At 63.0% G+C, this 24,844-nt stretch carries 22 protein-coding genes; 20 read left to right on the forward strand and 2 right to left on the reverse strand.

Going from position 1 to position 24,844, the window contains the following annotated elements; translation table 11 throughout:
• The first annotated feature begins 9 nt into the window (after positions 1-9).
• From waaF to NTD80_RS07985, 11 genes are all read left to right on the forward strand, one after another.
• Positions 10-1,044 (forward strand): lipopolysaccharide heptosyltransferase II, encoded by a 1,035-nt coding sequence (gene waaF / locus NTD80_RS07935; protein ID WP_065900023.1) that lies wholly within the window; start codon positions 10-12, stop codon positions 1,042-1,044.
• Between the two features lies 1 nt (position 1,045).
• Complete coding sequence (waaC, locus tag NTD80_RS07940) at positions 1,046-2,107, forward strand: lipopolysaccharide heptosyltransferase I (RefSeq protein ID WP_065900026.1); 1,062 nt, start codon at positions 1,046-1,048, stop codon at positions 2,105-2,107.
• On the forward strand, positions 2,107-3,231 hold the full coding sequence (locus NTD80_RS07945) for a glycosyltransferase family 4 protein (protein ID WP_065900028.1): 1,125 nt from the start codon (positions 2,107-2,109) through the stop codon (positions 3,229-3,231). The genes waaC and NTD80_RS07945 overlap by 1 nt, the downstream gene beginning before the upstream one ends.
• Positions 3,228-4,034 carry a lipopolysaccharide core heptose(I) kinase RfaP gene (gene rfaP / locus NTD80_RS07950; protein WP_262133032.1) on the forward strand — a complete coding sequence of 269 codons (807 nt, stop codon included), beginning with the start codon at positions 3,228-3,230 and terminating at the stop codon, positions 4,032-4,034. Before NTD80_RS07945 ends, rfaP begins: the two co-directional genes overlap by 4 nt.
• Complete coding sequence (locus tag NTD80_RS07955; RefSeq protein ID WP_065900030.1) at positions 4,034-4,768, forward strand: lipopolysaccharide kinase InaA family protein; 735 nt, start codon at positions 4,034-4,036, stop codon at positions 4,766-4,768. Before rfaP ends, NTD80_RS07955 begins: the two co-directional genes overlap by 1 nt.
• Positions 4,765-5,517, forward strand: coding sequence for a lipopolysaccharide kinase InaA family protein (locus tag NTD80_RS07960; protein WP_262133033.1), 753 nt, complete (start codon positions 4,765-4,767; stop codon positions 5,515-5,517). The genes NTD80_RS07955 and NTD80_RS07960 overlap by 4 nt, the downstream gene beginning before the upstream one ends.
• Positions 5,517-6,953, forward strand: a complete 1,437-nt coding sequence (locus NTD80_RS07965) for a lipopolysaccharide kinase InaA family protein (RefSeq protein ID WP_262133035.1) — start codon at positions 5,517-5,519, stop codon at positions 6,951-6,953. The genes NTD80_RS07960 and NTD80_RS07965 overlap by 1 nt, the downstream gene beginning before the upstream one ends.
• Positions 6,954-7,541: 588 nt before the next feature.
• Positions 7,542-8,522, forward strand: a complete 981-nt coding sequence (locus NTD80_RS07970) for a sugar ABC transporter substrate-binding protein (RefSeq protein WP_262133038.1) — start codon at positions 7,542-7,544, stop codon at positions 8,520-8,522.
• Positions 8,522-10,045, forward strand: coding sequence for a sugar ABC transporter ATP-binding protein (locus NTD80_RS07975; protein ID WP_262133039.1), 1,524 nt, complete (start codon positions 8,522-8,524; stop codon positions 10,043-10,045). Before NTD80_RS07970 ends, NTD80_RS07975 begins: the two co-directional genes overlap by 1 nt.
• A complete protein-coding gene (locus tag NTD80_RS07980; RefSeq protein WP_262133040.1) occupies positions 10,038-11,024 on the forward strand; it encodes an ABC transporter permease in 987 nt (328 codons plus the stop codon). Before NTD80_RS07975 ends, NTD80_RS07980 begins: the two co-directional genes overlap by 8 nt.
• Positions 11,021-11,947 carry an ABC transporter permease gene (locus NTD80_RS07985; protein ID WP_262133041.1) on the forward strand — a complete coding sequence of 309 codons (927 nt, stop codon included), beginning with the start codon at positions 11,021-11,023 and terminating at the stop codon, positions 11,945-11,947. Before NTD80_RS07980 ends, NTD80_RS07985 begins: the two co-directional genes overlap by 4 nt.
• Before the next feature lie 151 nt (positions 11,948-12,098).
• Here NTD80_RS07985 and NTD80_RS07990 read toward each other — a convergent pair whose 3' ends face one another.
• Positions 12,099-14,183, reverse strand: coding sequence for a TonB-dependent receptor family protein (locus tag NTD80_RS07990; protein WP_262133042.1), 2,085 nt, complete (start codon positions 14,181-14,183; stop codon positions 12,099-12,101).
• Between the two features lie 175 nt (positions 14,184-14,358).
• Here NTD80_RS07990 and NTD80_RS07995 point away from each other — a divergent pair, with 175 nt between their 5' ends.
• The 8 genes from NTD80_RS07995 (at position 14,359) to NTD80_RS08030 (ending at position 22,952) form a co-directional block, all read left to right on the forward strand.
• The gene (locus NTD80_RS07995; RefSeq protein ID WP_410017408.1) at positions 14,359-14,736 is read left to right on the forward strand and encodes a YceK/YidQ family lipoprotein; all 378 of its coding nucleotides are present in this window, start codon (positions 14,359-14,361) and stop codon (positions 14,734-14,736) included.
• Positions 14,737-14,878: 142 nt separating this feature from the next.
• Complete coding sequence (locus NTD80_RS08000; protein ID WP_065900046.1) at positions 14,879-16,636, forward strand: carbamoyltransferase; 1,758 nt, start codon at positions 14,879-14,881, stop codon at positions 16,634-16,636.
• A complete protein-coding gene (locus NTD80_RS08005) occupies positions 16,620-17,750 on the forward strand; it encodes a glycosyltransferase (protein WP_262133046.1) in 1,131 nt (376 codons plus the stop codon). The genes NTD80_RS08000 and NTD80_RS08005 overlap by 17 nt, the downstream gene beginning before the upstream one ends.
• A complete protein-coding gene (locus NTD80_RS08010) occupies positions 17,750-18,646 on the forward strand; it encodes an antimicrobial resistance protein Mig-14 (RefSeq protein WP_120447476.1) in 897 nt (298 codons plus the stop codon). The genes NTD80_RS08005 and NTD80_RS08010 overlap by 1 nt, the downstream gene beginning before the upstream one ends.
• Positions 18,643-20,040, forward strand: a complete 1,398-nt coding sequence (locus NTD80_RS08015; RefSeq protein WP_262133049.1) for a PIG-L deacetylase family protein — start codon at positions 18,643-18,645, stop codon at positions 20,038-20,040. Before NTD80_RS08010 ends, NTD80_RS08015 begins: the two co-directional genes overlap by 4 nt.
• A gap of 11 nt (positions 20,041-20,051) precedes the next feature.
• Positions 20,052-21,008, forward strand: a complete 957-nt coding sequence (locus NTD80_RS08020; RefSeq protein WP_262133051.1) for a glycosyltransferase — start codon at positions 20,052-20,054, stop codon at positions 21,006-21,008.
• A gap of 51 nt (positions 21,009-21,059) precedes the next feature.
• Complete coding sequence (locus NTD80_RS08025; RefSeq protein WP_262133052.1) at positions 21,060-21,824, forward strand: glycosyltransferase family 2 protein; 765 nt, start codon at positions 21,060-21,062, stop codon at positions 21,822-21,824.
• Between the two features lie 42 nt (positions 21,825-21,866).
• Positions 21,867-22,952, forward strand: coding sequence for a glycosyltransferase (locus NTD80_RS08030; RefSeq protein WP_262133053.1), 1,086 nt, complete (start codon positions 21,867-21,869; stop codon positions 22,950-22,952).
• On the opposite strand, the gene NTD80_RS08035 is transcribed toward NTD80_RS08030, so the two are convergent.
• A complete protein-coding gene (locus NTD80_RS08035) occupies positions 22,941-23,507 on the reverse strand; it encodes a toluene tolerance protein (protein ID WP_177343918.1) in 567 nt (188 codons plus the stop codon). The two genes, NTD80_RS08030 and NTD80_RS08035, sit on opposite strands and share 12 nt — an antisense overlap.
• A 149-nt stretch (positions 23,508-23,656) precedes the next feature.
• On the opposite strand from NTD80_RS08035, the gene NTD80_RS08040 reads away from it, so the two are divergent.
• On the forward strand, positions 23,657-24,835 hold the full coding sequence (locus NTD80_RS08040) for an O-antigen ligase family protein (RefSeq protein ID WP_262133054.1): 1,179 nt from the start codon (positions 23,657-23,659) through the stop codon (positions 24,833-24,835).
• Positions 24,836-24,844: the final 9 nt, after the last annotated feature.

Genomic DNA, 24,844 nt, shown 5'->3' on the forward strand with positions numbered 1-24,844 from the left:
GGAAACTACATGAATATTCTGATCGTTGGGCCCAGTTGGGTCGGTGACATGGTGATGGCACAGACACTGTTCCAGTGCCTGCGCCAGCGCTATCCGGACTGCCAGATCGACGTGCTTGCCCCTGAGTGGAGCCGGCCGATCCTCGAGCGCATGCCCGAAGTGCGCAAGGCCCTGAGCTTTCCGCTCGGCCACGGTGCCCTGGAACTGGCGACCCGCCGGCGTATCGGCAAATCCCTGGCCGGCCAGTACGACCAGGCGATCCTGCTGCCCAACTCGATGAAGTCGGCGCTGGTGCCTTTTTTCGCCGGTATCCCCAAGCGCACCGGCTGGCGTGGCGAGTTTCGCTATGGCCTGCTCAATGACGTGCGCAAGCTGGACAAGGCGCGCTACCCGCTGATGATCGAGCGTTTCATGGCGTTGGCCTACGCCCCCGGCGCCGAATTGCCGACGCCGTACCCGCGCCCGAGCCTGCAGATCGACCCAGTCACCCGCGATGCAGCGCTGGCCAAGTTCGGCCTGCAACTCGATCGCCCGGTGCTGGCGCTGTGCCCGGGTGCCGAGTTTGGCGAGTCCAAGCGCTGGCCGTCGGAGCATTACGCCAAAGTCGCCGAGACCAAGATCCGCGAAGGTTGGCAGGTGTGGCTGTTTGGATCGAAAAAGGATCACCCGGTCGGCGAGGACATTCGCCAGCGCCTGATTCCCGGCCTGCGCGAAGAAGCTGTGAACCTCAGTGGCGATACGTCACTGGCCGAGGCCATCGACTTGCTGTCCTGCGCCGACTCGGTGGTGTCCAACGACTCGGGCCTGATGCACGTGGCGGCTGCGCTGAACCGCCCGCTGGTGGCGGTCTACGGCTCCACCTCGCCGGGCTTCACTCCGCCGTTGGCCGACCAGGTCGAAGTGGTGCGCCTGGGACTCGATTGCAGCCCCTGTTTTGATCGCACCTGCCGTTTCGGCCATTACAACTGCATGCGCCAATTGCTGCCGCAGCCGGTGAACGAAGCCTTGCAGCGGTTGCAGGGCTCTGCGGTCGAGGTCCGATAGTTTGCGCGTACTGGTAATCAAGACCTCATCCCTGGGCGACGTGATCCACGCGTTGCCGGCACTTACCGACGCCGCGCGGGCGATCCCGGGCATTCAATTCGACTGGGTGGTGGAAGAAGGCTTTGCCGAAATCCCCACCTGGCACCCGGCGGTGGACAAGGTGATCCCGGTGGCGATCCGCCGCTGGCGCAAAAACCTTTGGCAGACCTTCAAGAGTGGCGAGTGGCGACGCTTCAAGCAGCGCATTCAGTCGACCAAATATGACCTGGTAATCGATGCCCAGGGTCTGCTCAAAAGTGCCTGGTTGACCCGTTACGTGCGGGCCCCGGTGGCGGGTTTTGACCAGCAGTCGGCCCGTGAGCCAATCGCCGCGCGCTTCTATTCGCGCCGCCTGGCCGTGGCCCGTGGGCAGCATGCGGTGGAGCGTTTGCGCCAGCTGTTTGCCGTGGCCCTCGGTTATGACTTGCCCAAAGGCCTGGGCGACTATGGCCTGAGCGTCGACAAGTTGCTCGGCCTGCCGCCGAAAAAGCCCTTCGTGCTGCTGCTGCACGGCACCACCTGGGACACCAAACACTGGCCCGAAGCCTACTGGCGCGAGCTGGCCGAACGCATGGGCCGCCTGGGGGTGGACGTGAAACTGCCGTGGGGCAACCCGGTCGAAAAGGCCCGGGCCGAGCGCCTGGCCCAGGGCCTGCCGAATGCCGAGGTCCTGCCCAAGTTGAACCTCGCCGGCGTCGCCCGCGTATTGGCCGGTGCCCGCGCCTGTGTGGCGGTGGACACCGGCCTGGGCCACCTGGCGGCGGCGCTGGATGTGCCGACCATTTCCCTGTTCGGCCCGACCAACCCCGGCCTGACCGGCGCCTACGGCAAGGGCCAGATTCACCTGGCCAGCGATTGGTCATGCGCGCCGTGCCTGCAAAAGAACTGTACCTATCAACCGACGGCGGATGACCTGCGTCGGTTCGACATCAAGCGCGAGTCGCCCCTGTGCTTCACGCGCCTGAACCCTGAGCGTGTGGCGAGCCGGCTGAGCACGTTGTTACTGGCTGAGGAACTGCACTGATGCAACTGGCTTTTGTTCTGTACAAATACTTCCCCTTCGGCGGCCTGCAGCGTGACTTCATGCGCATCGCCCTGGAGTGCCAGCAGCGCGGCCATCAGATTCGTGTCTACACGCTGATCTGGGAAGGTGACATCCCGCCGGGCTTCGAAGTGCTGGTGGCGCCGGTCAAGGCGTTCTTCAACCATCGGCGCAACGAGAAGCTCAGCGCCTGGATGGCCGAGGACCTGGCCAAGCGCCCGGTCGACCGCCTGATCGGATTCAACAAGATGCCTGGCCTGGACGTGTACTACGCCGCCGATGGCTGCTTCGAAGACAAGGCGCAAAACCTGCGCCATTCGCTGTACCGCAATTTTGGTCGCTATCGCCACTTTGCCGAGTACGAGCGCGCGGTGTTCGCCAAGGATGCCAAGACCGAGATCCTGATGATCTCCGAAGTGCAGCAGCCGTTGTTCATCAAGCATTACGACACGCCGCTGCAACGCTTCCACCTGCTGCCGCCAGGCATTGCCCAGGACCGTCGCGCGCCGCCGAATGCGGCCGAGATTCGCCAGGGTTTCCGCCAGGAATTCAACCTGGCCGACGACGATTTGCTGCTGGTGCAAATCGGCTCCGGCTTCAAGACCAAAGGCGTCGACCGCAGCTTGAAAGCCGTGGCCGCACTGCCGACGGAACTGAAAAAACGCACGCGCCTGTTTGTAATCGGCCAGGACGACCCCAAGGTATTCCAGCTGCAAAGCGCGACCCTGGGCCTGGGCGACAATGTGCAGTTCCTCAAGGGCCGCAGTGATATCCCGCGTTTCCTGCTGGGCGCCGATGTGTTGATCCACCCGGCGTACAACGAAAACACCGGCACCGTATTGCTCGAAGCCCTGGTGGCCGGGTTGCCGGTGCTGGTCTCGGCCGTGTGTGGTTACGCCCACTACATCGCCGAAGCCGACAGTGGCCTGGTGCTGGATGAGCCGTTCGAACAGAGCCAGCTCAACCAGTACCTGGCCCGTATGCTCACCGACACTGCACAGCGCGCGGCCTGGGGCCGCAATGGGTTGGCCTTCGCCGAGACGGCCGACCTCTACAGCATGCCGCAGCACGCTGCGGATGTGATTCTGGCGGAGCCAAAACGATGAAGTTGATTCTTGCCGAACCGTTCAAGACTTTATGGGCCGGGCGCGATGCCTTCGCCGAAGTCGAGCAACTGCAAGGCCAGGTATTCCGTGAACTGGCGGCACGTCGCACCCTGCGCACAGAGGTGGAGGGCCGTCCGTATTTCGTCAAAATCCACCGGGGTATCGGCTGGGGTGAAATCTTCAAGAACCTGATCACCGCCAAGCTGCCGGTGCTCGGCGCCGGCCTTGAGTGGGCGGCGATTCATCGCTTGCAGGAACTCGGCGTGCCGACCATGACCGGCGTGGCCTTCGGTGAAAAGGGCAGCAACCCGGCGGACCAGCACTCGTTCATCATCACCGAAGAACTGGCGCCGACCCTCAGCCTCGAAGACCTCAGCGTCAACTGGGTCGCTGAACCGCCTGCACCCGCGCTGCGCCATGCGCTCACACACGAACTGGCACGCATGGTGGGCGACATGCACCGTGGTGGCGTCAATCACCGTGACTGCTACCTCTGCCACTTCTTGCTGGACACTTCCAGGCCCATCGACGCGAACAACATCAAGCTCTCGGTGATCGACCTGCACCGCGCTCAGTTGCGTGCCCATCTGCCGCTGCGCTGGCGCGACAAGGACTTGTCCGCGCTGTACTACTCGGCGCTGGACATCGGCCTGACCCGCCGCGACAAACTGCGCTTCCTCAAGGGCTACTTCCGCCAGCCACTGCGCCAGATCCTGGCGGAGCAATCGGCATCGTTGAGCCTGATGCAGCGCAAGGCCGACAAGCTGTACGCGCGCAAGCAACGTTATGGGGATGCGATCTGATGGCGGGTTGGAACCTGGAACCTGCCTACGCCCACCTGGCGGATGATTTTGGAAGCCTCGACGCCGTGTTCGCCCTGCAAGGCGAACGCCTGACCCGCGATCCCTTGTCGGAAGTGATCCGCGTGGAGCGCGGCGGGGTCAATTACTACGTCAAGCGCTACACCGGCGCCGGCAAGGGTTTGCGGCGCTACCTGGGCAAGCCGCGCGTGAAGTCCGAATGGCAGAACCTCAAGCGCTTCGCCAAGTGGGGCATCCCCACCGCCGACGTGGTCGCCTGGGGCCTGGCGCGCAAGGGCCTGGCCTACGACCGTGGGGCGATGATCACCCGCGAATTGCCGAGGACCGAAGACCTCTCGGTGCTGGCCGAGCGTAACGATGCGCGCCTGCGCGACCCCAAATGGGTCGACGCGGTCAGCCGCCAGCTCGCCGAATACACGCGAACCATGCACGACCATCGGTTTACCCATAACGATTTGAAGTGGCGCAACCTGCTGATCGACGACCAGTCGACCCTGTACCTGATCGACTGCCCCAATGGCGATTTCTGGCGCGGCTTCTGGCTCAAGTACCGCATCACCAAGGACCTGGCGTGCCTGGACAAGGTGGCCAAGTATCACCTGTCAGCCACCCAGCGCCTGCGTTTCTACATGCAGTACCGTCAGCGCCGGCACCTGAGTGCATCGGACAAACAGCGTATTCGCCATGTGGTGAAGTTTTTCGAGGGACGCGAATGAGTGATTTCCTGGCGGCCGAAGACCGCGCCCTGTTGGAGCGCCACGGCCTCGCGACATTCGACGCGCTGTGGGCCAAGCAACTGGACGCGGTAGACGAGCCGAACACCAGCCGTGGCGGCTGGAGCAGTGTGTTTCGCCTGGAGCTGGACGGCCACGGCTATTACCTCAAGCGCCAGAGCAACTACCTCACGCGCAGCTTGCACCGGCCGTTGGGCGAGCCCAGTTTCTCGCGCGAATTTCGCAATATCAGCCGTTACCGCAAGCTCGGTATCCCGGCGCTGCAGGCGGCGTTCTATGGCGAGCGCAAGGTCGCCGGCGAACACCGCGCGATGCTGCTGACCCGCGCCCTGGACGGCTGGAATGACCTGGACTCGCTGCTGGAACAATGGGCGCACCTGAGCGACGCCCAGCACCACGCGATCCTGTTGGCCTGCGGCCTGTTGGCGCGCCGGCTGCACGGCGTTGGCCAGGTGCATGGCTGTTTCTACCCCAAGCATATTTTCCTGCAGGCCACCGGTGACGGTTACGCCGCGCAGTTGATCGACCTGGAGAAAACCCGCCCGCTGCTGTTCGGCTGGCGTGACCGGGTCAAGGACCTGGAGCCGTTGTTGCGCCGTGCGCCGCAATGGTCGGATGCGCAGGTGCGCCAGTTGCTGGCGGCCTACCTCGATCAGCCTGAGGGCAGTGCATTGGTCGGCACCTGGCTGCAGCGCCTGACGAAACGGCGTAGCCACAAGGAGAACCGCTGATGCGTCTGTCCGAGCTGAAAAACGCCGGTCGCACACCGAGCCTGCCCCTCACTCTGGATCTCGCCGATGCCGCCGGCCCCGGCCAGTTGCAACTGCTGAGCCTGTTGCGCGTGTTGCCGGGCGAGCGCTACGTGGGCGCGGCGGTGTGGCGCGGGCGTCCGGTGCTGGCCAAGTTGTTGGTGGGCAGCAAGGCGGCGCGGCATTTTCAGCGTGAACTGCGCGGCGTGCGCCTGCTCGCCGAGCAAGGCCTGACCACCCCGTTGCTGCTCGCCGATGGCTTGCAGGAAGGTGAGGGCGGTTGGCTGCTGTTCGAATTTATCGAGGGCGCCGAGAGCCTGGCTGATGCCTGGCACGCCGTCGAAGGCCTGCCGCCGTTGGCCGACGAGCAGACAGCGGTGCTGGCCGAGGCGCTGGGTGCGGTCGCGCAGATGCACGCCAAAGGGCTGTGGCAGGAAGACCTGCACCTGGACAACCTGCTGCGCCAGGACGGCAAGCTGTACCTGATCGATGGCGCCGGGATTCGCGTCGAAGAAGCCGGTAAGCCGCTGTCACGTAACCGTGTGCTGGAAAACCTCGGGGTGTTTTTCGCCCAGTTGCCAAAAAATCTCGAGCCGTTTACCGAAGAACTGCTGGTCTACTACCTGCTGGGCAACAGCGAGCACGCCCTGCCGCTGGAAGCCTTGGAGAAACAGGTGCGCAAGGTCAGTGCCTGGCGCTTGAAGGACTTTCTGCACAAGGTCGGCCGCGAATGCACGCTGTTCAGCGTGGTGCGAGGGGCCTTTGCCTTGCGCGCGATTCGTCGCGAGGAAGAGCCGGCGATGCTCTCGGTACTGGAGCAGGCGGATGCATTGCTCGACCAGGGCCACCTGTACAAGACCGGCGGTGCCGCCAGCGTGGCCAAGGTCGAGGTGGCCGGTCGGCCGCTGGTGATCAAGCGCTACAACATCAAGGGTTTTGCCCACTGGCTCAAGCGCTTCTGGCGCCCCAGTCGCGCCTGGCATTCCTGGCGCGAAGGCAACCGCCTGGCCTTCCTCGGCATCGCCACGCCCAAGCCGCTGGCCGTGCTGGAAAAGCGTTTTCTCTGGCTGCGCAGCCGCGCGTACCTGGTCACCGAATACCTGCCGGGTCCGGACATCATCGAGCGCTTCGCGCCGTACGTTGAAAACGGCGAGGCGCCGGAAAACGAACTGCAGGCGCTGGATCAACTGTTCGCCGAGCTGATCCGCGAACGCATCAGCCATGGTGACTTCAAGGGCCATAACCTGTTCTGGGACAAGGACCGCTGGTCGCTGATCGACCTCGACGCCATGTGCCAACACAGCTCAATCGCGAGCTTCACCCCGGCGTATGCCAGGGATCGCGCGCGGTTCATGCGCAACTGGTCGCAGAGCAGCGCGTTGTACCAACTGATCGATCAGCGACTGCCCAAACTGTAGGAGCCGGCTTGCCGGCGATGGTGGCCCGCCAAATCCATGTCGGTTTACGGGCACACCGAGCGTTGGGGCAAGAGCGCTTTGGTTGCTTTCGCGCTTTTCGAAAGTGACCCGCTGCAAGAGCGGAACCCGTAGCCGCGGTTGCCGCAGAAATGGATAGATACTCAGTCTGATCCAACATCCTGGACAGTTGTCAGGTCGCCTTCGCGGGCAAGCCCGCTCCCGCATTCGAATGGGGGGGGGCAGATAAAATTCGTTTCAGGCAATTCCGCATCCCAGCAAGCGAAAAGCCCCGATGAAACTCACCGAGGCTAGATCGCCGACCGGGATCCCCAGTCCCTTTGCGCCAGGTTCTATGCCTGCGATTCCAGCGTGTCAACGCAGGCGTCTTAGTCGAAATGCGCAAGCTGGGGGGCGAACACCCCGTGGCAGGTGTTGCGTGGGCAACAGTGATTGGGCAGTTGTGTTCAAGAACGACATCACGCTTTCGCTTTGGGTTTTTATCTTGCTGATTTAACTCATTAAAAATCCTGGCACGGGCTCTGCAATAGCACCTGGTGAACCCTTTCACCGTTTGCAGCGGAGCCCTGTATGCCTTCCAGCCTTTCCTCGCTTTCCCGTTTGATCTGCCTTGGCGCCGCCCTGCTGCTGGGTGGCGTGGCCCATGCTGCAGAAGGTGATGATGCCGTGCCGTCCCTGGCCGGCAAGCGCATTGCGGTGAGCATGACCGGCACCAGTCACTATTTCGATATCAAGGCGTTCCAGGCGCAGGTCGATGAGATCAAGCGCCTGGGCGGTACACCGATCACCCTGGATGCCGGGCGTAACGACAAAAACCTGGTGACCCAGCTGCAGACCGTGGTCACCCAGAAGCCGGATGCGGTGATCCAGACCCTCGGTACCCTCAGCGTGATCGACCCCTGGCTCAAGCGCATCAGCAAGGCTGGCATTCCGCTGTTCACCATCGATGCGCCCTCGCAATACAGCCTCAACAACACCACCTCGGACAACGTCGCCACCGGCAAGGCGCTGGCCGATCAGTTGATCAAGGACGCTGGCGGCAAGGGCAAGATCCTGGTGTTCAATGGTTTCTACGGCGTGCCGGTGTGCGCGATCCGTTATGACCAGTTGAAGCTGGCGCTCAAGGATTACCCACAGCTGGAGATTATCCAGCCGGAACTGCGTGATGTGATCCCCAATACCGTGCAGGACGCGTATTCCCAAGTGTCGGCACTGCTCAACAAATACCCGGCGGGCAGCGTCTCGGCGATCTGGTCGGCGTGGGACATCCCGCAACTGGGCGCGAGCAAGGCATTGATCGATGCCAAGCGCACCGAGATCAAGACCTACGGCGTCGACGGCACCCCGGAAGTACTGGCGCTACTCGGCCAGGCGAACTCGCCGGTGGGCGCGGTGGTGGCGCAGCAGCCGGCGCTGATCGGCAAGACCGCCGTGCAGAACGTGGCGCGTTACCTGGCCGGCCAACGTGACCTGCCCAAGGAAACCCATGTGCCCACGCTGCTGACCACCGCCGCCAACCTGGCGCAGGTCCAGCAATTGCGGGGTGACTGATGGCAGCATTGCACCTGCAGCACTTGCGCAAACGCTTCGGTGCCACCCAGGCGCTGGAGGATGCGAGCCTGAAGGTCGAGCGTGGCAGCATTCACGGGCTGGTGGGCGAGAACGGCGCGGGCAAGTCGACCTTGATCAAGATCCTTGCCGGCCTTCACAAGGCTGATGCGGGACAGGTCAGTATCGACGGCCAATCCTATGACTCCTTGTCGCCGCGCCAGGTGGATGCGCTGGGCGTGCAGTTCATCCATCAGGAGCGCCTGCTGCCGGCCAGTTTCACTGTCGGCGAGGCGCTGTTTTTCGGCCATGAATTGCGCCGCGGGCCGTTCGTGGATCGGCGCCGCCAGCAGCGTGAAGCCAAGCGCTTGCTGGCTGAATATTTTGATCTGCAACTGCCGGCAGGCGCCTTGGTCGGCGAGCTGAACAGCGCCGAGCGCCAAGTGCTGCAAATTACCCGGGCATTGATCCGCCAGCCGAAAATCCTCGTATTCGACGAGCCCAGCGTGGCGTTGGTCAAGCGTGAAGTCGACCAACTGCTGCGCATCGTCAAGCGCCTGCGTGACCAGGGGTTGTCGATTCTGTACATCTCCCATTACCTGCAGGAAATCGACAGCCTGTGTGATGAAGTCACAGTGTTGCGCAATGGCCGCGACGTGGCGGTGGTGCAGCCACGACACACCTCCAGCGCCGAGATTGCGCGGCTGATGGTCAACCGCGAGGTGCAGGAGATGTACCCCAAGGCCAAGGTCGAATTGGGCCCGCCGTTGTTGCAGGTGCGCGGGCTGAGCCTGGCGCGGCGTTATCGGCAGATTGACCTGCAGGTGCGCCGCGGAGAAATCCTCGGCCTGACCGGGCTGGTCGGCTCAGGTGCCAAAGAGTTGTTCAAGACCTTGTTCGGCGTGGAACGCGCCGACAGCGGCAGCGTGCACCTGGACGGGCGCCTGTTGCGCCTGCGCTCGCCGGGCCAGGCGATTGCCGCGGGCATCGCCCTGGTGCCGGAAGAGCGGCGGAGCCAGGGTGTTTCGCCGCTGCTGTCGGTGTTGGAAAACCTCACGCTGGCGGGGCTGGGAAGGTTCAGTCGCTGGGGGCTGCTGAGTCGGCGCCAGGAGCACGCGGAGAGCGTGCGCTTGATCGATGAATTGGCGATCAAGGCGCCCGGCCCACACGCGGCGGTCAGTCAACTGAGCGGCGGCAATCAGCAAAAAGTCGCGTTGGGCAAATGGCTGAGTCGGCGCTCGGCCGTGTACCTGCTGGATGAGCCCTGCGTGGGTGTGGATGTGGGCGCCAAAGTGGAGATCTATCGCGTGATCGGACGCCTGGTGGAAGCGGGCGCGGCGGTGCTGGTGCTGTCTTCGGACTTGCCGGAATTGCTCGGGATCAGTGATCGGATTGTGGTGCTGCATCGCGGCGAGATCGCCGGTGAATTCCATGCCGGCGAGGCTGACAGCGATCAGTTGCTGGCCTGTGCGACGGGGGCCGTGCCCGCTGCAGCGCTGCCGGCGCGGGAGGTCGAACATGCTTGATGTCGCGACGCCTGGGTTCTCGCAACGCGTGTGGGTGCTGGTGCTGCGCCGGGGTTCGGTGGGGGTGTTCCTGGCGATCCTGTTGGGGTTTGCCGTGGCCGCGCCGAATTTTTTGTCGGTGGGTAACCTGGCCAATGTGTTCAGCCAGTCGGCGATCCTCGGCGTGCTGGCCTTCGGGCTGACCTGCGTGATTATCGGCGGCGGCTCGAATGTGGTGGCCGGCGGGCTCGACCTGTCGTTGGCGGCCAATCTCGGGCTGTGCGCGGCGGTGTTCAGCCGGCTCAACAATGCCGGCCTGGAGCTTTGGCTCAGCCTGCTGTTGACCCTGGGCTGTGGCCTGGCGGTCGGCGTGCTGAACGGCCTGGCGGTGGTGCTGTTGCGCTTGCCACCGTTGCTGGCGACGCTGGCGAGCATGAACGTACTGGCCGGGTTGGAGCTGGTGCTGACGGAAAACACCGTGGTCTCTACCGATTCGCCGCTGCTCGACCTGCTCAGCGGCGGCAACTGGCTGGCGGTGCCGGCACTGGCGTGGGTGCTGCTGGTGACGGCGGGCGTGCTGACCTTGCTGATCCAGCATTCGGCCTACGGGCTGCGCCTGCATGCGGTCGGCGAATACCCACAGGCGGCGCAGGCAGCCGGGATTCGGGTGCCGGCCTATGTGCTCTCGAGCTACCTGCTGTCGGGGTTGTGCGCCGCCGTGGCCGCGCTGTGTTCGGCGGCATTTTTCAGCGGCAGTACCACCGGTTCCGGCGACATGTTGCTGTCGGTGGTGGCGATCGCTTTTCTTGGCGTGGTGTTTTCCAGGCGACTGGTGGCGAGTATCCCGGGCACTTTGCTCGCTGCGCTGTTGATCGGTTTTCTGATCAATGGCTTCCAGTTGCTCAACGTGTCGAGCTTCTGGGTCAATGGCGTGCAAGGCGTGCTGATCTTGCTGGTGGTCGCCGCCTCCAGCGCCTTGAACCGAGGAACCCACCCATGAACCTGCGCGCCTTGTTGCCGCTGACCTTGCCGCTGGTGTTTGCGCTGATCGTCGGGGTGTTCGCCGTGCAGGCGCCAGGGTTCCTGAGCGCCGGCAACCTGCACAGCCTGCTGCTGAACAACTTCGTGTTGCTGGCGATTGTCGCCATCGGCATGACTTACGCCGTGGCCGCCGGCGGTATCGACCTGTCGGTGGGCACCGCGCTGGATTTCGCCAGTTTCAGCTTCGTCGTCCTGCTCAATGGTGGGCATGGCTGGGCGGTAGCTGCCACGGGGGCGCTGGTCGCTGCGTTGCTGGTCGGGGTGTTCAATGCCGGCTTGATCGCCGGGCTGCGTATCAGCCCTTTCCTGGCGACCCTGGGGACGTTGTTTATCGGCACCAGCGCCCAGCAGTTGCTGTCGGACGGCGGTCAGCCGATCTATATCGCCCAGGGCGTGAAGCCTGAACTGACCGGCCTGATCCCGCTGCTGATCGTCCTTGGGCTGGCACTGTTCTACGGCCTGGCACTTGCGCGCGGGCGCCTGGGCCGTGAGTTGTTGGCCCAAGGCACCCAGCCGCTGCTGGCGTATTACTCGGGGTTGTCAGTGCGGCGCATCGTGACCGTCGTGGCGCTGGCCACCGCGTTGGCCTGCGGGGTGGCGGGGGTGTTGCTCAGCTCGACGGTCAGCGCCTACGTGCCGCTGTCCGGCAATGCGTTTTTGCTCAATGCGATTGGCGCGGTGTTCATCGGCACGACGTTGAGCCGACAGGGCCGGGCGAATATTCCCGGCACCTTGCTGGGGGTGCTGTTTATCAACGTGATCGCCAACGGCCTGCTGCTGATCGGCTGGAATTTCTACTGGCAGCAGGTGGCGACCGGCGTGCTGATTTTTGTGGTGCTGACCTTCAGCTTTGCCAGTCGCCGTGTGCTGGAGCGCAACTAGCCGGGTTTATTCAGCCTTGACCCGGATGATGCGGGGTGTGTAGGTGCCGTTTTCCACACGTGACGCGATGCGCTTCATGGGCATCGCTTGCTGAAAGAGGCGTGCAAACGCTTTTGGCTCAGCGGCAGGCTGCTTGAGTTCGGTGCGCACATCAGAACTGGTACTGCGCGCCGGCTCCCGCATACCAGGAGCGTCCGGGCGCCGCTTCGTAGTAGCGGTCATTGCCGTCGCCGACGATCACCGAGCCGACGTACTGGCGGTCGAGCAGGTTATCCAGGCGCAGGGTCTGGTGGAAGGTCCAGTGCTCGACTTTCTGCTCGAAACGGGCGCGCCAGTTGAACACGCTGTAGCCGGGTGCGACGTGTTGCTGGTTGGTGTCTTCGACGTAGACCTTGCTGCGGTACATGCCTTCGACAGCCGTGCTGACCCAGTCCCGTGGCTTCCAGTTCAGTTCGGCGAACAGGGTGGTTTGCGGCACGCCGGGGAGGTAGTTGCCTTTGTCGACGGGCTTGCCGCCGCCGATGAAGTCGCTGTCATAGGTGGCTTGCAGGCGGGTGTAGGCGAGGCTGGTGCTCCAGTGTTCGGCCAACTGGCTCTCGATGCCCAGTTCGAAACCGCGCCGCAGGGTGCGGCCGGCGTTCTGGTAGCTGGTGCGCCCGCCCAGGGACTGGTCGACTACCAGTTCGTCCTCGGTGGTGATCTGGAACACCGCCGCGTTGATCCGCGTGTCGTTCAGTTGGGCCTTCAGGCCCACTTCATATTGGGTACTTTCGGACGGTTTCAGGCCGAAGTTGAAGCCCTCGACATTACCTGGCGCGTAGGCCAATTCGGCCTGGGTTGGGGTTTCGAAACCTTTGCCAGCACTGAAGTAGCCGTGCAACTCGGGCGTGAACGCGTACATCACGCTCATCGACGGGGTGTTTTTCTGGTAGGTCTTGCTGCCGCTGGCGTCGCCATTGCTCAGGAATTGATCGTCGACGTCCAACTGCATGGTGCTGTGGCGGATGCCGGCTTGCAGGGTCCAGCGGTCGAGGGCCCAGTTGGCCTGGAGGTAGGGATCGAGGCTGCGCGCCGTGTCGATTTCATCGCGGCGTAGCTGGCCCTTTACGCCAAGGGTGGTGCCGCTGTAGTTCTGGTAGCCGTGGCGGCTGTCTTCGCTCTGGTCGAAGTCCAGGCCGGTGATGATCGTCAGCTCACCCGGCGCGCTGTCGATGGGCTGCATCCAGCGTACGCTGCCGCCGTAGAACTTGCGGTCGAATTGCACCACGCCGCCGCCGCGTTCGTTGGGCGGGGTGCCTTTGGGGATCGACAGATACTGAATCACACTCCTGCGCCCCGTATACGCATTCACCTGCAACGTCGCATCGCCGATGTAGCGCTCGTAATTCATCCCCAATTGCTGATGGTCGATGCTTTTGCGCGTGTTGTACTGCAACGCGGCGGGGTCCACGGAGCGAGGGTCTGCCTTATACGCCTGCCATTTCTGCCCCAGCGGGTCCTGCGTCCCGTTCTGCTCCAGGCTGCTGTAGATGAGCGCCAGCTTGCTGTCGTCATCGGGCTGGAAATTGAGCTTGGCGAAGGTCTGGTCGCGGCGCGCGCTGCTGTGGTCGCGATAACCGTTGGTGTCCATGCGCGAGGCGTCGAGGACGAAGCCCGCACCATTGGCGGCGCCTTCGGCGCTCAAGTGGTTTTTGTTCAGGCCGTCGCTGCCCACCAGGGTTTCGGCGCCGATGCGCGGCGGGCCTTCACCGTCGCGGGAAAACATCTGGATCACGCCGCCGGCGTTGCTGCCATACAGCGTCGCGGCAGGCCCGCGCAGCACTTCGATGCGTTCGGCAGTGTCGAGGTTGAAGGTCGCGGCCTGGCCCTGGCCGTCCGGAGTGCTGGCGGGAATGCCGTCGGCAAGCAGCTTGATGCCACGCACGCCGAACGCCGAGCGCGCGCCGAAGCCGCGGGACGAAATCTGCAGGTCCTGCGCATAGTTCTGGCGGTTTTGCACTACCAGGCCTGGCACGCGGGACAGGGCTTCAGAGGCATTGATGCCCAATTGCCCGTCGCTGATCTGCTCGCGGCTGATGCCGTCCACCGAGTACGGCAGGTCGAACGTCGGGCTGGCGCTGCGTGAGCCGGTGACGACGCTGGGGTCGAGGATCAGGGTGGTGTCGTCTGCACGGGCGGTGTCGCACAGGGCGAGCAGGCCGGGCAGCAGCAGGGTGAAGCGAGTGAGCGGGGTCATGGTTCAGCCGGAATCCGTGGCGCTTAGGGTGTAAACGCGCAAAAGGGCGCGAGTTTAGTGACTCGGGCGATTTATTTCATTTAGGAATCGGCCTACGGAACCCATCGGCGTGTTGGCGTTGGGCTCGCACACGGCTCGATGTTAGCGTGCCCGGTACTACCCTTGACAATGGCCGATGGGTCAAAAGGAGCTGTACGTGAGGAGTACGTCGATAGTCGCGTGCCTGGCAGCGGTGCTGGCGCTGGCCGGTTGCGGAACGATCAATACCGTGTTCCGCCCGGACGCCGTGGCCAGCCAGAACCTCAAGGATTCGCGCAGCCACTGCGAGAGCGTGCCGCGCATCTACAGCGGGGTGATCTACGGGTTTTGTTCGCTCAATGGCGAGCCCAAGCCTGAAAAAAGCCTCAAGGACCAAAGCGTGTCCGGCGCCGCCGGCAATGCCTTCCCGGTCTTCGCCATCGATTTCGTCGCCTCCGGCGTACTGGACACGTTGGTGCTGCCCTATACGATCTACCGCCAGAACAAGGACGGCAGCATCGAGATCTTCCGCTAGTCCCTCTTGCCGCTCGCCGCTAACAGCTTCCTACTGCTTTTGAGCTATAATCCCGCCCTTTAGCTGTTTCCTGCCCAGGTGGGAAGCACACTTTTTTCAGGCGCAACCCGCCTGCATGCAGACTAAAAGAGGCTAGACCCCTGTGGCATTGACGATTCTTGGCCTGTCCGGCGCCCTTAGCCATGATCCTTCCGCAGCCTTGTATATCGACGGCAAGCTGATCGCGGCCGCCGAAGAAGAGCGCTTCGTACGCGACAAACATGCAAAGAACCGCATGCCCTACGAATCGGCGAAATTCTGCCTGGAACAGGCCGGCATCAAGCCTTCCGACGTTGATGTGGTGGCGATCCCGTTCGCCCCGATCAGCCTGTTCGGCGAGGCGCGCTGGCACTATGCCAAGCGTTACTGGTATGCCCCGGATCGCGCGCTCGACGCGATCCTGATGGGCAACCGTCGCTACAAGCGCTATCGCAACAAGATCGTCTGGTGTCTGGAGCAACTGGGCTTCGATCCGAAGAAAATCAAGATCGAACCGGTTGAACACCACCTGGCCCACGCCTCCAGCGCCTACCACTGCTCGGGCTTCCAGGAGAAGACCGCGATCCTCGGGATCGACGGCAAGGGCGAGTACGCCACCACCTTCTTCGGCTACGGCGAAAACGGCAAGATCCACAAGATCAAGGAATTCTACGATCCGGACTCCCTCGGCGGCCTGTACGGCGCGATCACCGAGTTCCTCGGTTTCGAGATGCTCGACGGCGAGTTCAAGGTCATGGGCATGGCGCCGTATGGCGACGCCAGCAAGTACGATTTCTCGCGCCTGGCCTCCTTCGAGAACGGCGAGCTGGTGATCAACACCGACTACGCCAACGTCATCGGCCTGCGCCGCTATAAAGAGAAGGGCAAGGGCTTCTACTTCTCGCCGAAACTGATCGAGTGGCTGGGTCCCAAGCGCGAAGGCGACATCGCCGACGAGCCGTACATCCACTACGCCGCCAGCATGCAGGCACTGTTCGAGAAGCTGGCCCTGCAGATGATCGACCACTACCTGGGCGACATCCTCAAAGACACCGGCAAGCTGGCCTTCGCCGGCGGCTGTGCGCTGAACGTCAAGCTGAACCAGAAGATCATCGCCCGTGACGACGTCAAGGAGCTGTTCGTGCAGCCGGCGTCGGGCGATGCCGGCACAGCCGTCGGTGCGGCGGCCTACGTGTCCCATGCCCGTGGTGTACCGGTGGAGAAGATGGAACACGTCTACCTCGGCCCGTCCTACAGCAACGAAGACGTGATCGCCGCGTGTGCCAGGCACGAGAGCAAGCCGAACTGGCGCAAGATCGAGAACATGCCGCAGCGCATCGCCAAGATCATGGTCGACGGCAACCCGGTGGCCTGGTTCCAGGGCCGCATGGAGTTTGGCCCGCGTGCCCTCGGTGGTCGTTCGATCATCGGCTGCCCAAGCGCCACCGGCGTGGCGGACCGCATCAACCACCAGATCAAGTTCCGCGAGCGCTGGAGGCCTTTCTGCCCGTCGATGCTCGACACCGTGGCTCCGCAGATGATCAAGGTCGATCACCCTGCGCCGTTCATGACCTTCACCTTTGAAGTGGCGGAAGAGTGGAAGACCCGCGTGCCCGAAGTGGTCCATGAAGATGGGACCTCCCGCGCCCAGGTGCTCAAGCGCGAGTACAACCCGCGCTACTACGACATGATGAAAGAGCTGGAAGTACTGACCGGTAACGGCGTATCGCTGAACACCTCGCTCAACCGTCGTGGCGAAGCGATGATCTGCTCGCCGACCGACGCGTTGAACATGTTCTTCGGCTCGGACCTGCAGTACCTGATCATGGAAGACATCCTGGTCGTCAAAGACGGCGTGGACCCTTATGACGCGCTCGGCTGAACGCCACGTCCTGCAGTTCTGCCACGGCTATGACGGGCCGTTCCTGGACTGCGCCCGACAGTACGCCAGTCTGTTCGCAGGCTCTGGCTACAAGGTGACCACGGTGTTCCTCACCGGGGTCGCCGACCCCGAGGTGGCCGCCGGGTGTGCCAGCGATGAAGTGTTGTTCATGGAGTTCAGCTCCAAGGCCGTGCGCGGCCTGAAGCTGGCGGCCATTGCGCAGTTGCGCAAGATTGCCGCCTCGCGCAGTTTCAGTTTCTGTATTGCCCACCGTTTCAAGCCGATCTACGTGGCCTTGCTGGCGACGCGGCTGCCGGTGATTGGCGTGCATCACGCCTTTGGTGACTACCAGCGTCGCAGCCGCAAGCTGTTTGCCGGGTGTTTCCGCAAGCGCCTGAGCCTGCTCGGGGTGTCCGACGCCGTGCGTGACGACATGCGCCGCTGCCTGCCAGCCTGGCCTGCTGCACGTATCCAGACTTTGTACAACCGTATCGATGTCGACGCCTTGCAGGCTATTCAGGTGCCGGTGCATGAGGCCCGTGATGCGCTGGGGTTATCGCCGGACGAATGGGTGATCGGCAATGTCGGTCGCCTGCACCCGGACAAGGATCAGGCCACGCTGCTCAAGGGTTTTGCCCTGGCACTGGCGCACTTGCCCGTCGAGAGCCGCCTGGCGATCCTCGGCAGCGGGCGCCTGGAGCAAGACCTCAAGGAGCTTGCCCGGGAGCTGGGGATTGCCGACAAGGTACTGTTCCTCGGCCAGGTGCCCGATGCGCGCCGGTATTTCCGCGCATTCGATGTGTTTGCGCTGAGCTCCGATCACGAACCCTTCGGGATGGTACTGCTGGAGGCCATGGCGGCCGGCGTACCGTTGCTGGCCACGGCCTGTGGGGGGGCGAAGGAAGTGGTCGAGGGGGTCGGGATCCTGTTTCCCTTCGGCGATGCCGAACACCTCGCGCAGGGGCTGCGGCACCTGGCCGCGATGGATCAACACCAGCAACGGCAGTGCGCCGAGATGATGCTGGAGCGTCTGCGCGAGCGTTTCTCGGATCAGGCGGTACGCGCTACCTTCTGGCAACTGCCGCACGTTATTGAACTGACCGCGGGGGCCTGATGCTCAATCGATTCCAAGGCTGGCGCGAGCGGGGCTGGTCCGTCGTCGACGCGCCTGTCTACAGCGACGCCTGGCAGCGTTTTGGCGGCAGTGTCGCCACTCATCCGCAGGTGATCGAGCGCCTGGCCGGCCTGGCTGACATCCCGGTGCGCTATTTGGCCTGGGAGCAGGGCGGCAAATTGCAGGCGTGCATCGCCACCTGGGGGCGCGACCTGGCCTTGTCCAAGGACGTGCTCAAGCAGCGCGGCAAAAAGGGCCTGTTCGACCTGGGCAACGCCGAGCTGATCCTGCCAGCCGCGCCTGACACCCAGGCCCCCTTGCGCCACCGCGCGCGCTACCTGTCGGCGCTGAACGAAGGCCGCTTCAGTGGGCTCAAGCCACAGGCCGAGCAATTGGCCATGGCCCGCACGCCCGAGGAACTGTCGAAGAAATTTCGCTACAACCAGCGCCGCGAGCTGCGCCTGCTGGAAGAGGCCGGTGGTGTCGTGCGGCCGGTGAGCGAGTTTTCCAGCCAGGAACTGGCTGCGATCTACTGCGATTTGTTTCTGCGGCGCTGGGGCTTTGTCGCCACGGGTGCCGAGCGCATGGCCGAGGTGATCGAGCTGCTGCGCGAATGGCTGATCGGCTCGGTGATTTTCCTCAACGACGCGCCGATTGCGGTCCAGTTGGTGTATCGGGTCGAGTCGCCCGAGTGGATCAGCGTGGAGTACGTCAACGGCGGGGTCGATCCGCAAACCCGCGCTTTCAGCCCGGGCAGTGTGCTCAGTTTCCTCAACACCCAGAGTGCCTGGGAGCACGCCCGTGAAGCCGGCAAGCCGCTGCGGTTTTCGTTCGGGCGGGCCGACCGGGAATACAAGGATCGTTGGTGCAACCCTGTGCCGGTGCTGACCGTATGAGCCGCAAACAGCAATTGCTCAAGCGCCATCGGCGCAACAAACGCATCGGCGTGCTGATCGGCCTGGTGCTGCTGGTGGCCATCGGTGTCGGCGTCGCCTGGTGGCTGCCGCTGGTACTGGGCGTGCTGGGCTGGGCGGCTCATGAAGGCTGGTTTGCCGACCATTTGTTCTATGCGCCCAACGAAGATTACCAGTACCGTTTTTCGGCGGACGCCGAGGTGGCGAGGGTTAGTTTCGAGGGTGGCCGGCTGCGGGTGGATGGGCCGCTGGAAGCCGATGCGACGCTGGTGTTGGCCATCAAGGTCAAGAGCGGCTGGCTGGGGCGTTTTCTCGACCCGGCGATTGAGATTTGCGGTGCTGACAGCGTCGACCGGCAAGCCTTCGAACGCGGTGTGAATGGCCTGCGTTATCTGAATCTGAGTGGTTTGGCCCCCGCCTTGATGGCCGGTGAGCTGCGCCTGCGCGGGCGCTTTTGCACGCTGCAGGGCGCCCCCCGCCTGTGGGCCTGGGCTACGCCGGACTACTCGGCGCAACGCGTGATGGTCATCGCGCCGCATGCCGACGATGCCGAGCTGGCCGCCTTCGGGCTGTACAGCCAGGCCGAGAACCCATGGATCGTGACCCTCACGGCGGGTGAAATCGAAGCCGAGCACTATCAGCAGATGGGCCTGGACCCGGCTGAAGCCTCACGGATCAAGGGGCGTTTGCGCGCCTGGGACAGCATCGCCGTGCCGCGTTGGGCCGGTGTGCCAGAGGCGCATTGCGTGCAGTTGGGCTATTTCTGCCTGCAATTGCCGGCGATGCGCGCCACGCCCGATCAACCTGTCGCTTCGCGCGAGGCCGAGCTGGACGATATCCGCCTGTTTCGCCAGTTCAACGCGTTCCCGCTGCCGGCGGACCAGGACGGCTTGCCGACCTGGAATAATTTGCTGGCTGATCTGCGCCAGTTGCTTCTGACCGCACGTCCGCAAGTGCTCGTGCTGCCTCACCCTGTCCTCGACCCGCACCCGGATCACATCTGCGCGCAGCAAGCGGTACTCGAGGCCCTGCAAGGCCTGGAGTGGCAGCCGACCACCGTGCTGGGCTACGCCAATCACCTGCACGACAACGACCGCTGGCCCATGGGTGACGCGGGTGCCGGGATTGCACTGCCGCCGCTGTTCGATGACGCGCTGCAGTTGTGGCCGTGCAGCCTGTCGCTGTCGCTGTCGCAGCAGCGCGACAAGGCCATGGCGCTGGGCATGATGCATGACCTGCAGCCGGCGCCGCCGTTCAAGCGCCGGGTGCGACGCTGGTTGCAACGTGTGTTGGCGGGCCGTGCGCGGTCGCCGTATGGTGAGAACGAATTTTTCCGCAAGGCCGTACGACGGCATGAGTTGTTCTGGCGTTTGTGAAAGGGAAAGTCATGAAAGTTTTGTTTCTGGTGCAGAAAGAGCAGCGCGCTATCCTCGACCGTCTTTACGAGGGCGTGGCCGAGCACTGCGAGTGTGATATCCGTTGGCTGAGCAGCGATGAGCAGCGCAACCTGCGTGGTTATTTCCGCCGCGAAGTCGATGTGACCCGTTACGATCGCATCGTGTTCTTCCTGCGCTTCAAGCAGGAAATCCGCCAGGCCGGGTTTATCCGCACGATCCCCAACCTGGTGATCCTTGAGCACGACGCCTACCAGAACTACATTCCCTGCAAATATACCGGCAAGTTCAGCGCCCACTACCGCCGCCTGCCGTGGGCGCGGGTGATCAGTTCCGGGCATATGGTCACTGAGCGCCTGCGTGCGGAAGGCTTTGACGCCGTGTTTGTGCCAAAGGGCTATGATCAGGCGCTGTTGCAGGCGCAAGGGCGCGAACGCGACATCGAGCTGGCGTTTGTCGGCAGTACCAACAGTGTGGCCTACAGCGGCCGCAAGGCATTGCTGGATGAACTGGCGCGGGTTGAACCTTTGGTGGTGACGCGCACCAAATCTGGTGAGGAATACTGCGCGACCCTCAACCGCATTCGTTTTTTCGTCAGTGCCGACGTCGGCATGGGCGAGTACATGATCAAGAATTTCGAGGCCATGGCCTGTGGTTGCGTACTGCTGGCATTTGATCAGGGCGCCGAGGAAAACCAGGCGCTTGGTTTCAAGGACATGGTCAATGTGGTGTTCTACAAGGACATCCCGCAGTTGCAGGAAAAACTCGCCGTCTTGCGGGCCGACCCGCAGCTGGCGGCAGACATTGCGCGCAACGGTCAGGACCTGGCTGTCAGTCAGTTCAGTTTCGCTCGGATCGGCCAGCGCATTGTCGAAGCACTCCAGCCACCCCTGCGGCCACGTGCGCCGCTGAATTTGCTGGAGAGGTTGCGTCTGAGGCTGGGCGTTTGAAAGTGGCCAAATAGCCACAAATGATGGCTATATGATACTATCGAGGCTTGAATGCAATTCTCCGATCAAAGCGACATAACGCTTGTAGTGACCAGTTGCGGTCGCTTCGATTTGTTGAGGCGCACGCTGGAGAGCTTCGATCTGTTCAATACGGCGGATATCCGCGAAGTCTTCATCACCGAAGACTCCGGTGACGAAGCCGTACGCCAGGCGATTCCCGAACATTGGCGCAGTCGTTGCACATTCTTGATCAATCGCCCGAAGCTTGGGCAGTTGGCATCCATCGACCTGGCCTACGCGTCGGTCAAGACCCCCTATATATTCCATTGCGAGGATGATTGGGCGTTTTATCGACCTGGGTTTGTCGAGGATTCCAAGGTGGTACTGGAGCAGCGCCCGGACATTCTTCAAGTCTGGTTGCGCAACTATGTCTACGATTTGCAGGTGCACAGCCCCTATATCCACCTGGGGGCGCGTGAAGTGATTGGCGGGGTACCGTGTTATCCCTTGCTGTCCGATAAGCCCGAGTGGCAAGGGTTTTCGCTGAACCCGGGCCTGCGTCGACTCAAGGAGTACCAGTTGTGCGCACCCTTTGCAGGGTTCGAAGGCGAGAAGGGGCTGTCCAGGCGATATGCAGAATTGAATCTGCCGGCGGTTACCCTCGAGGGCGATGCAGTCCTGCACACCGGTTTCGGTTTGCACGTGGCAACGGCGGGAGAGCGCTTGACCAAGGCGAAGCGCAAGCGGCGAGAGCGGATCAAGCTGGCTCTCATGCTGATACTGGGTGTCGGTATCGGTTGGTTGATCAATAGTTAAGTGCAACAAGCCACCACTACGCCGCAGAAGGTCTTTTTTTCGATGAGTATCCTCAACATCATGTGGGCCGGTGGCTCTGCATTTGCCTCAGTGCAGAAGGTTCATCAACAGATACTGTCGCACGCGCTCAGCCGCGCACCGATTGACACCTGGCTGCTTCAAGGCAGTGCAGAAGGCGGTGAGCCGGCCCGCGAGTGGAAGCTTTCCTCCGCCCGGCTCAAAGGGCGGCATGTGTGGAAGCTCATGATGCCCTGGATGCGCGCGCGCTTTGAGAAGGCCGTGCCCGACGGGGTAGAGGTGGTGCTGCTGGATGGGATCGGCGTGGCCCGGGTGATGTTGCCTGTGCTCAAGCGTCTGCCGCAGGTGCGTGCAGTCGTGGTGTTTCATGGCGCCACGCGCCTGCGACGGGCTGACCAGCAACTGTTCGAGCAATTCCCGGCCACGCAATTGACGCTGGCGGCGGTGTCGCAAACCCTGGCGGACTCGCTTGAGCGCTATCTGCAGCGGCCGGTGGCGGTGTTGCGCAGTGCTTTTGACCCGGTTGCTTTCCGCGCTGCCGCGCTTTCCCGGGAAGAGGCGCGGTCGCGCCTGGGCTTGCCGTTGGAAGACGCGCCGGTATTGGGTGCGGTAGGCCGGCTGGTGGACGGCAAAGGCTTTGGCTGTTTGCTGGAGGCATTTGCCAACGTGTCGGCCACGCAGCCTGGCGCGCGCCTGGTGATCCTCGGCGAGGGCCCGGCCCGGCCGGCCCTTGAAGCCCGTATCGAGCAGCTTGGCTTGCAGGGCAAAGTGTCACTGCCAGGGCATCTGCCTGACGCGGCGACGCTTTACCGTGCGTTCGACTGGGTGGCTATTCCCTCTACCCAGGAAGGCCTCGGGTTGATCCTGCAAGAGGCTGTGATGGCCGGTGTGCCGGTGTTGACCAGCGAGCTGGCGGTGTTCCGCGAGCAGTTGGCAGATGCCGGCTGGTATGCACCTTCGGAAGATGCAGAGGCCTGGGCCGGCCTGATGGCGCGGGCATTCGCGGCCTCTGCCACGGCGGTGGTCGAGGCTCAGTCGCAGGCGCTGGCGCCCGAGCAAGCCTGGAAAGACTTCAGTGAAACCTCCCAGCGGTTGTTCTCATGCCGCTAGCAGCGCTTGCTCCAGTGCATGCATTGGAAAGCAATCGTTCAGCTTCTCGCGTGCAATATAGCGCGCGAAGTGTTGCAAGTTGCGTCGCGCGAGTTCCGGGTTCAGCGGGGCGCGCAAGAAGCGCATGTCGGCTACGTCGATAAGCCCCATTTCATTCTCCGGCGTCACTACGATATTGCCCAGGTGCAGGGAGCGGAAGTAGATGCCGGCAGCGTGCAGGCGGCGGATCAGTGCCACCAGCGGATCGAGATTCGATTGCCAGTCAAAACCTTCTTTATTGGAAATCTGCCGCAGTGTTTCCCCCGGCAACGGGCGATACAGCACGGCGGTCATGCCGGGCGCGGCCAGTTGGAAGTACGCCAGCACGGTCAAGGTCGGGATGCCGCGCTGCTGCAATTGCGCCACGTTGTCGATGAAACGCTTGGAGTACGGCCGAAACAGTGCGGATGAAAACAGGCGTTTGCGACGAAACAGTTTAAGGATATTTCCGTCAGACAGCAGGTAGACTTTGGGCCCGTAGCTGTCCTTCTCCAGGACTCTGGCGCCTTCAATCATCGTGTTTAAATCGGCTTGGGCAAGCCTTGAACATTGCATCGTTGGAAAGCCTTGTGGGGAGTCGCGGGCACAGTGATCGGTAATAATGCCGAAAGTTTTGGGTTTTAACCATGCCGGTTTGGCAGGTTGAACGTATTCAGGAGCGGGTGATGCAGGCAAGTCGTTGGGCGCAGGTATGGATGATTTTCGGGTTGCTTTGGTTTCTGCTGGCGATTGCCTTTGCGCCAACCAACAAGATTTACCAACAAGGATTGACGCTGTTTCTCTGGTTGCCGGCCATGGTGTTCGCCTGGTCGGCGCGTGAGCATCTCAAGGAGGTCTGGCGCGAGCAGCGCTGGATGTGCCTGATGATCGCGGCGCTGGCCATCTGGGGCGCGATCAGCCTGACGTGGACCAATGCCGAGGACCCTTCGCGCGAGGCCAAGCGCCTGCTGTATATCGGCGTGTTCCTGCTGTTTTTCCCGGTGCTGGCCTGTGGTCAGAGCGATCGCATCATTCGCGTGATGCAGTGGGGCGGTTTCGGACTGGCGGTGTCGTCGCTGGTGGCGATCATCAAGTTTTATGGGGTCGAGCATAACGCCTGGTCTGCCCGCCTCGAAGGGCTGGGGCAATTGGCTCACCCGATCCTGGGCGCCTACGTGATCGGCCTGGCGGCGATCTGGTTGCTGCACTGGCTGCCGCGTGGCCGCTGGATGCAAGTGGCGTGGGTGCTGTCCATCGGATTGCTGGGGCTCTTCGTGGTGTTGAGCCAGAGCCGTGGCGCGGCTTTGGCGCTGTTGCTGACCGTGGTCGCCATGCCGGCCTGGTGCCGTGACCGACGTAGCACCGTGATTGCTATCGCTGCGGTCGTGGCAGCGGTGGCGGTGTTCTTCGCCATGGAGTCGCTGATGCTGGCCCGTGGTGTTTCCTATCGGCCGCAGATCTTCATGGCCTCTTTGCACATGATCGGCGAGCATCCGTGGACCGGTCTGGGCCTGGGTGGGGACTACAAGGTCTTTGCCGATAATCTCTATTTCGATCACGCCCACAACCTGTTCACGCATGTCACCATCGAGCTGGGCCTGCCGGGCCTGCTGCTCTGGTGCGGGCTGTGGTTCGGCGTGTTGTGGCAAGCCTGGAAGGCCCGCGACACGCTCTACGGCAAGGGCATCATCGGCATGTGGGTATTTTCGTTCCTGGCCATGCAGTTCGATGCTGCGAGCCTGACGGGCACGCCCCGCGCCGAGTGGTTCATCTCGTGGCTGCCGATTGCGCTGGCCAGTGTATTGGTCTGGGCTCGGGCCAAACCCGACGCTTGTGATAAAGTTCGCGTCCTACCCAATCAGTGAGCTCGACAC

The organism is Pseudomonas sp. 13B_2.1_Bac1 (assembly GCF_025466155.1).
Taxonomy (GTDB): Bacteria; Pseudomonadota; Gammaproteobacteria; order Pseudomonadales; family Pseudomonadaceae; genus Aquipseudomonas; species Aquipseudomonas aylmerensis.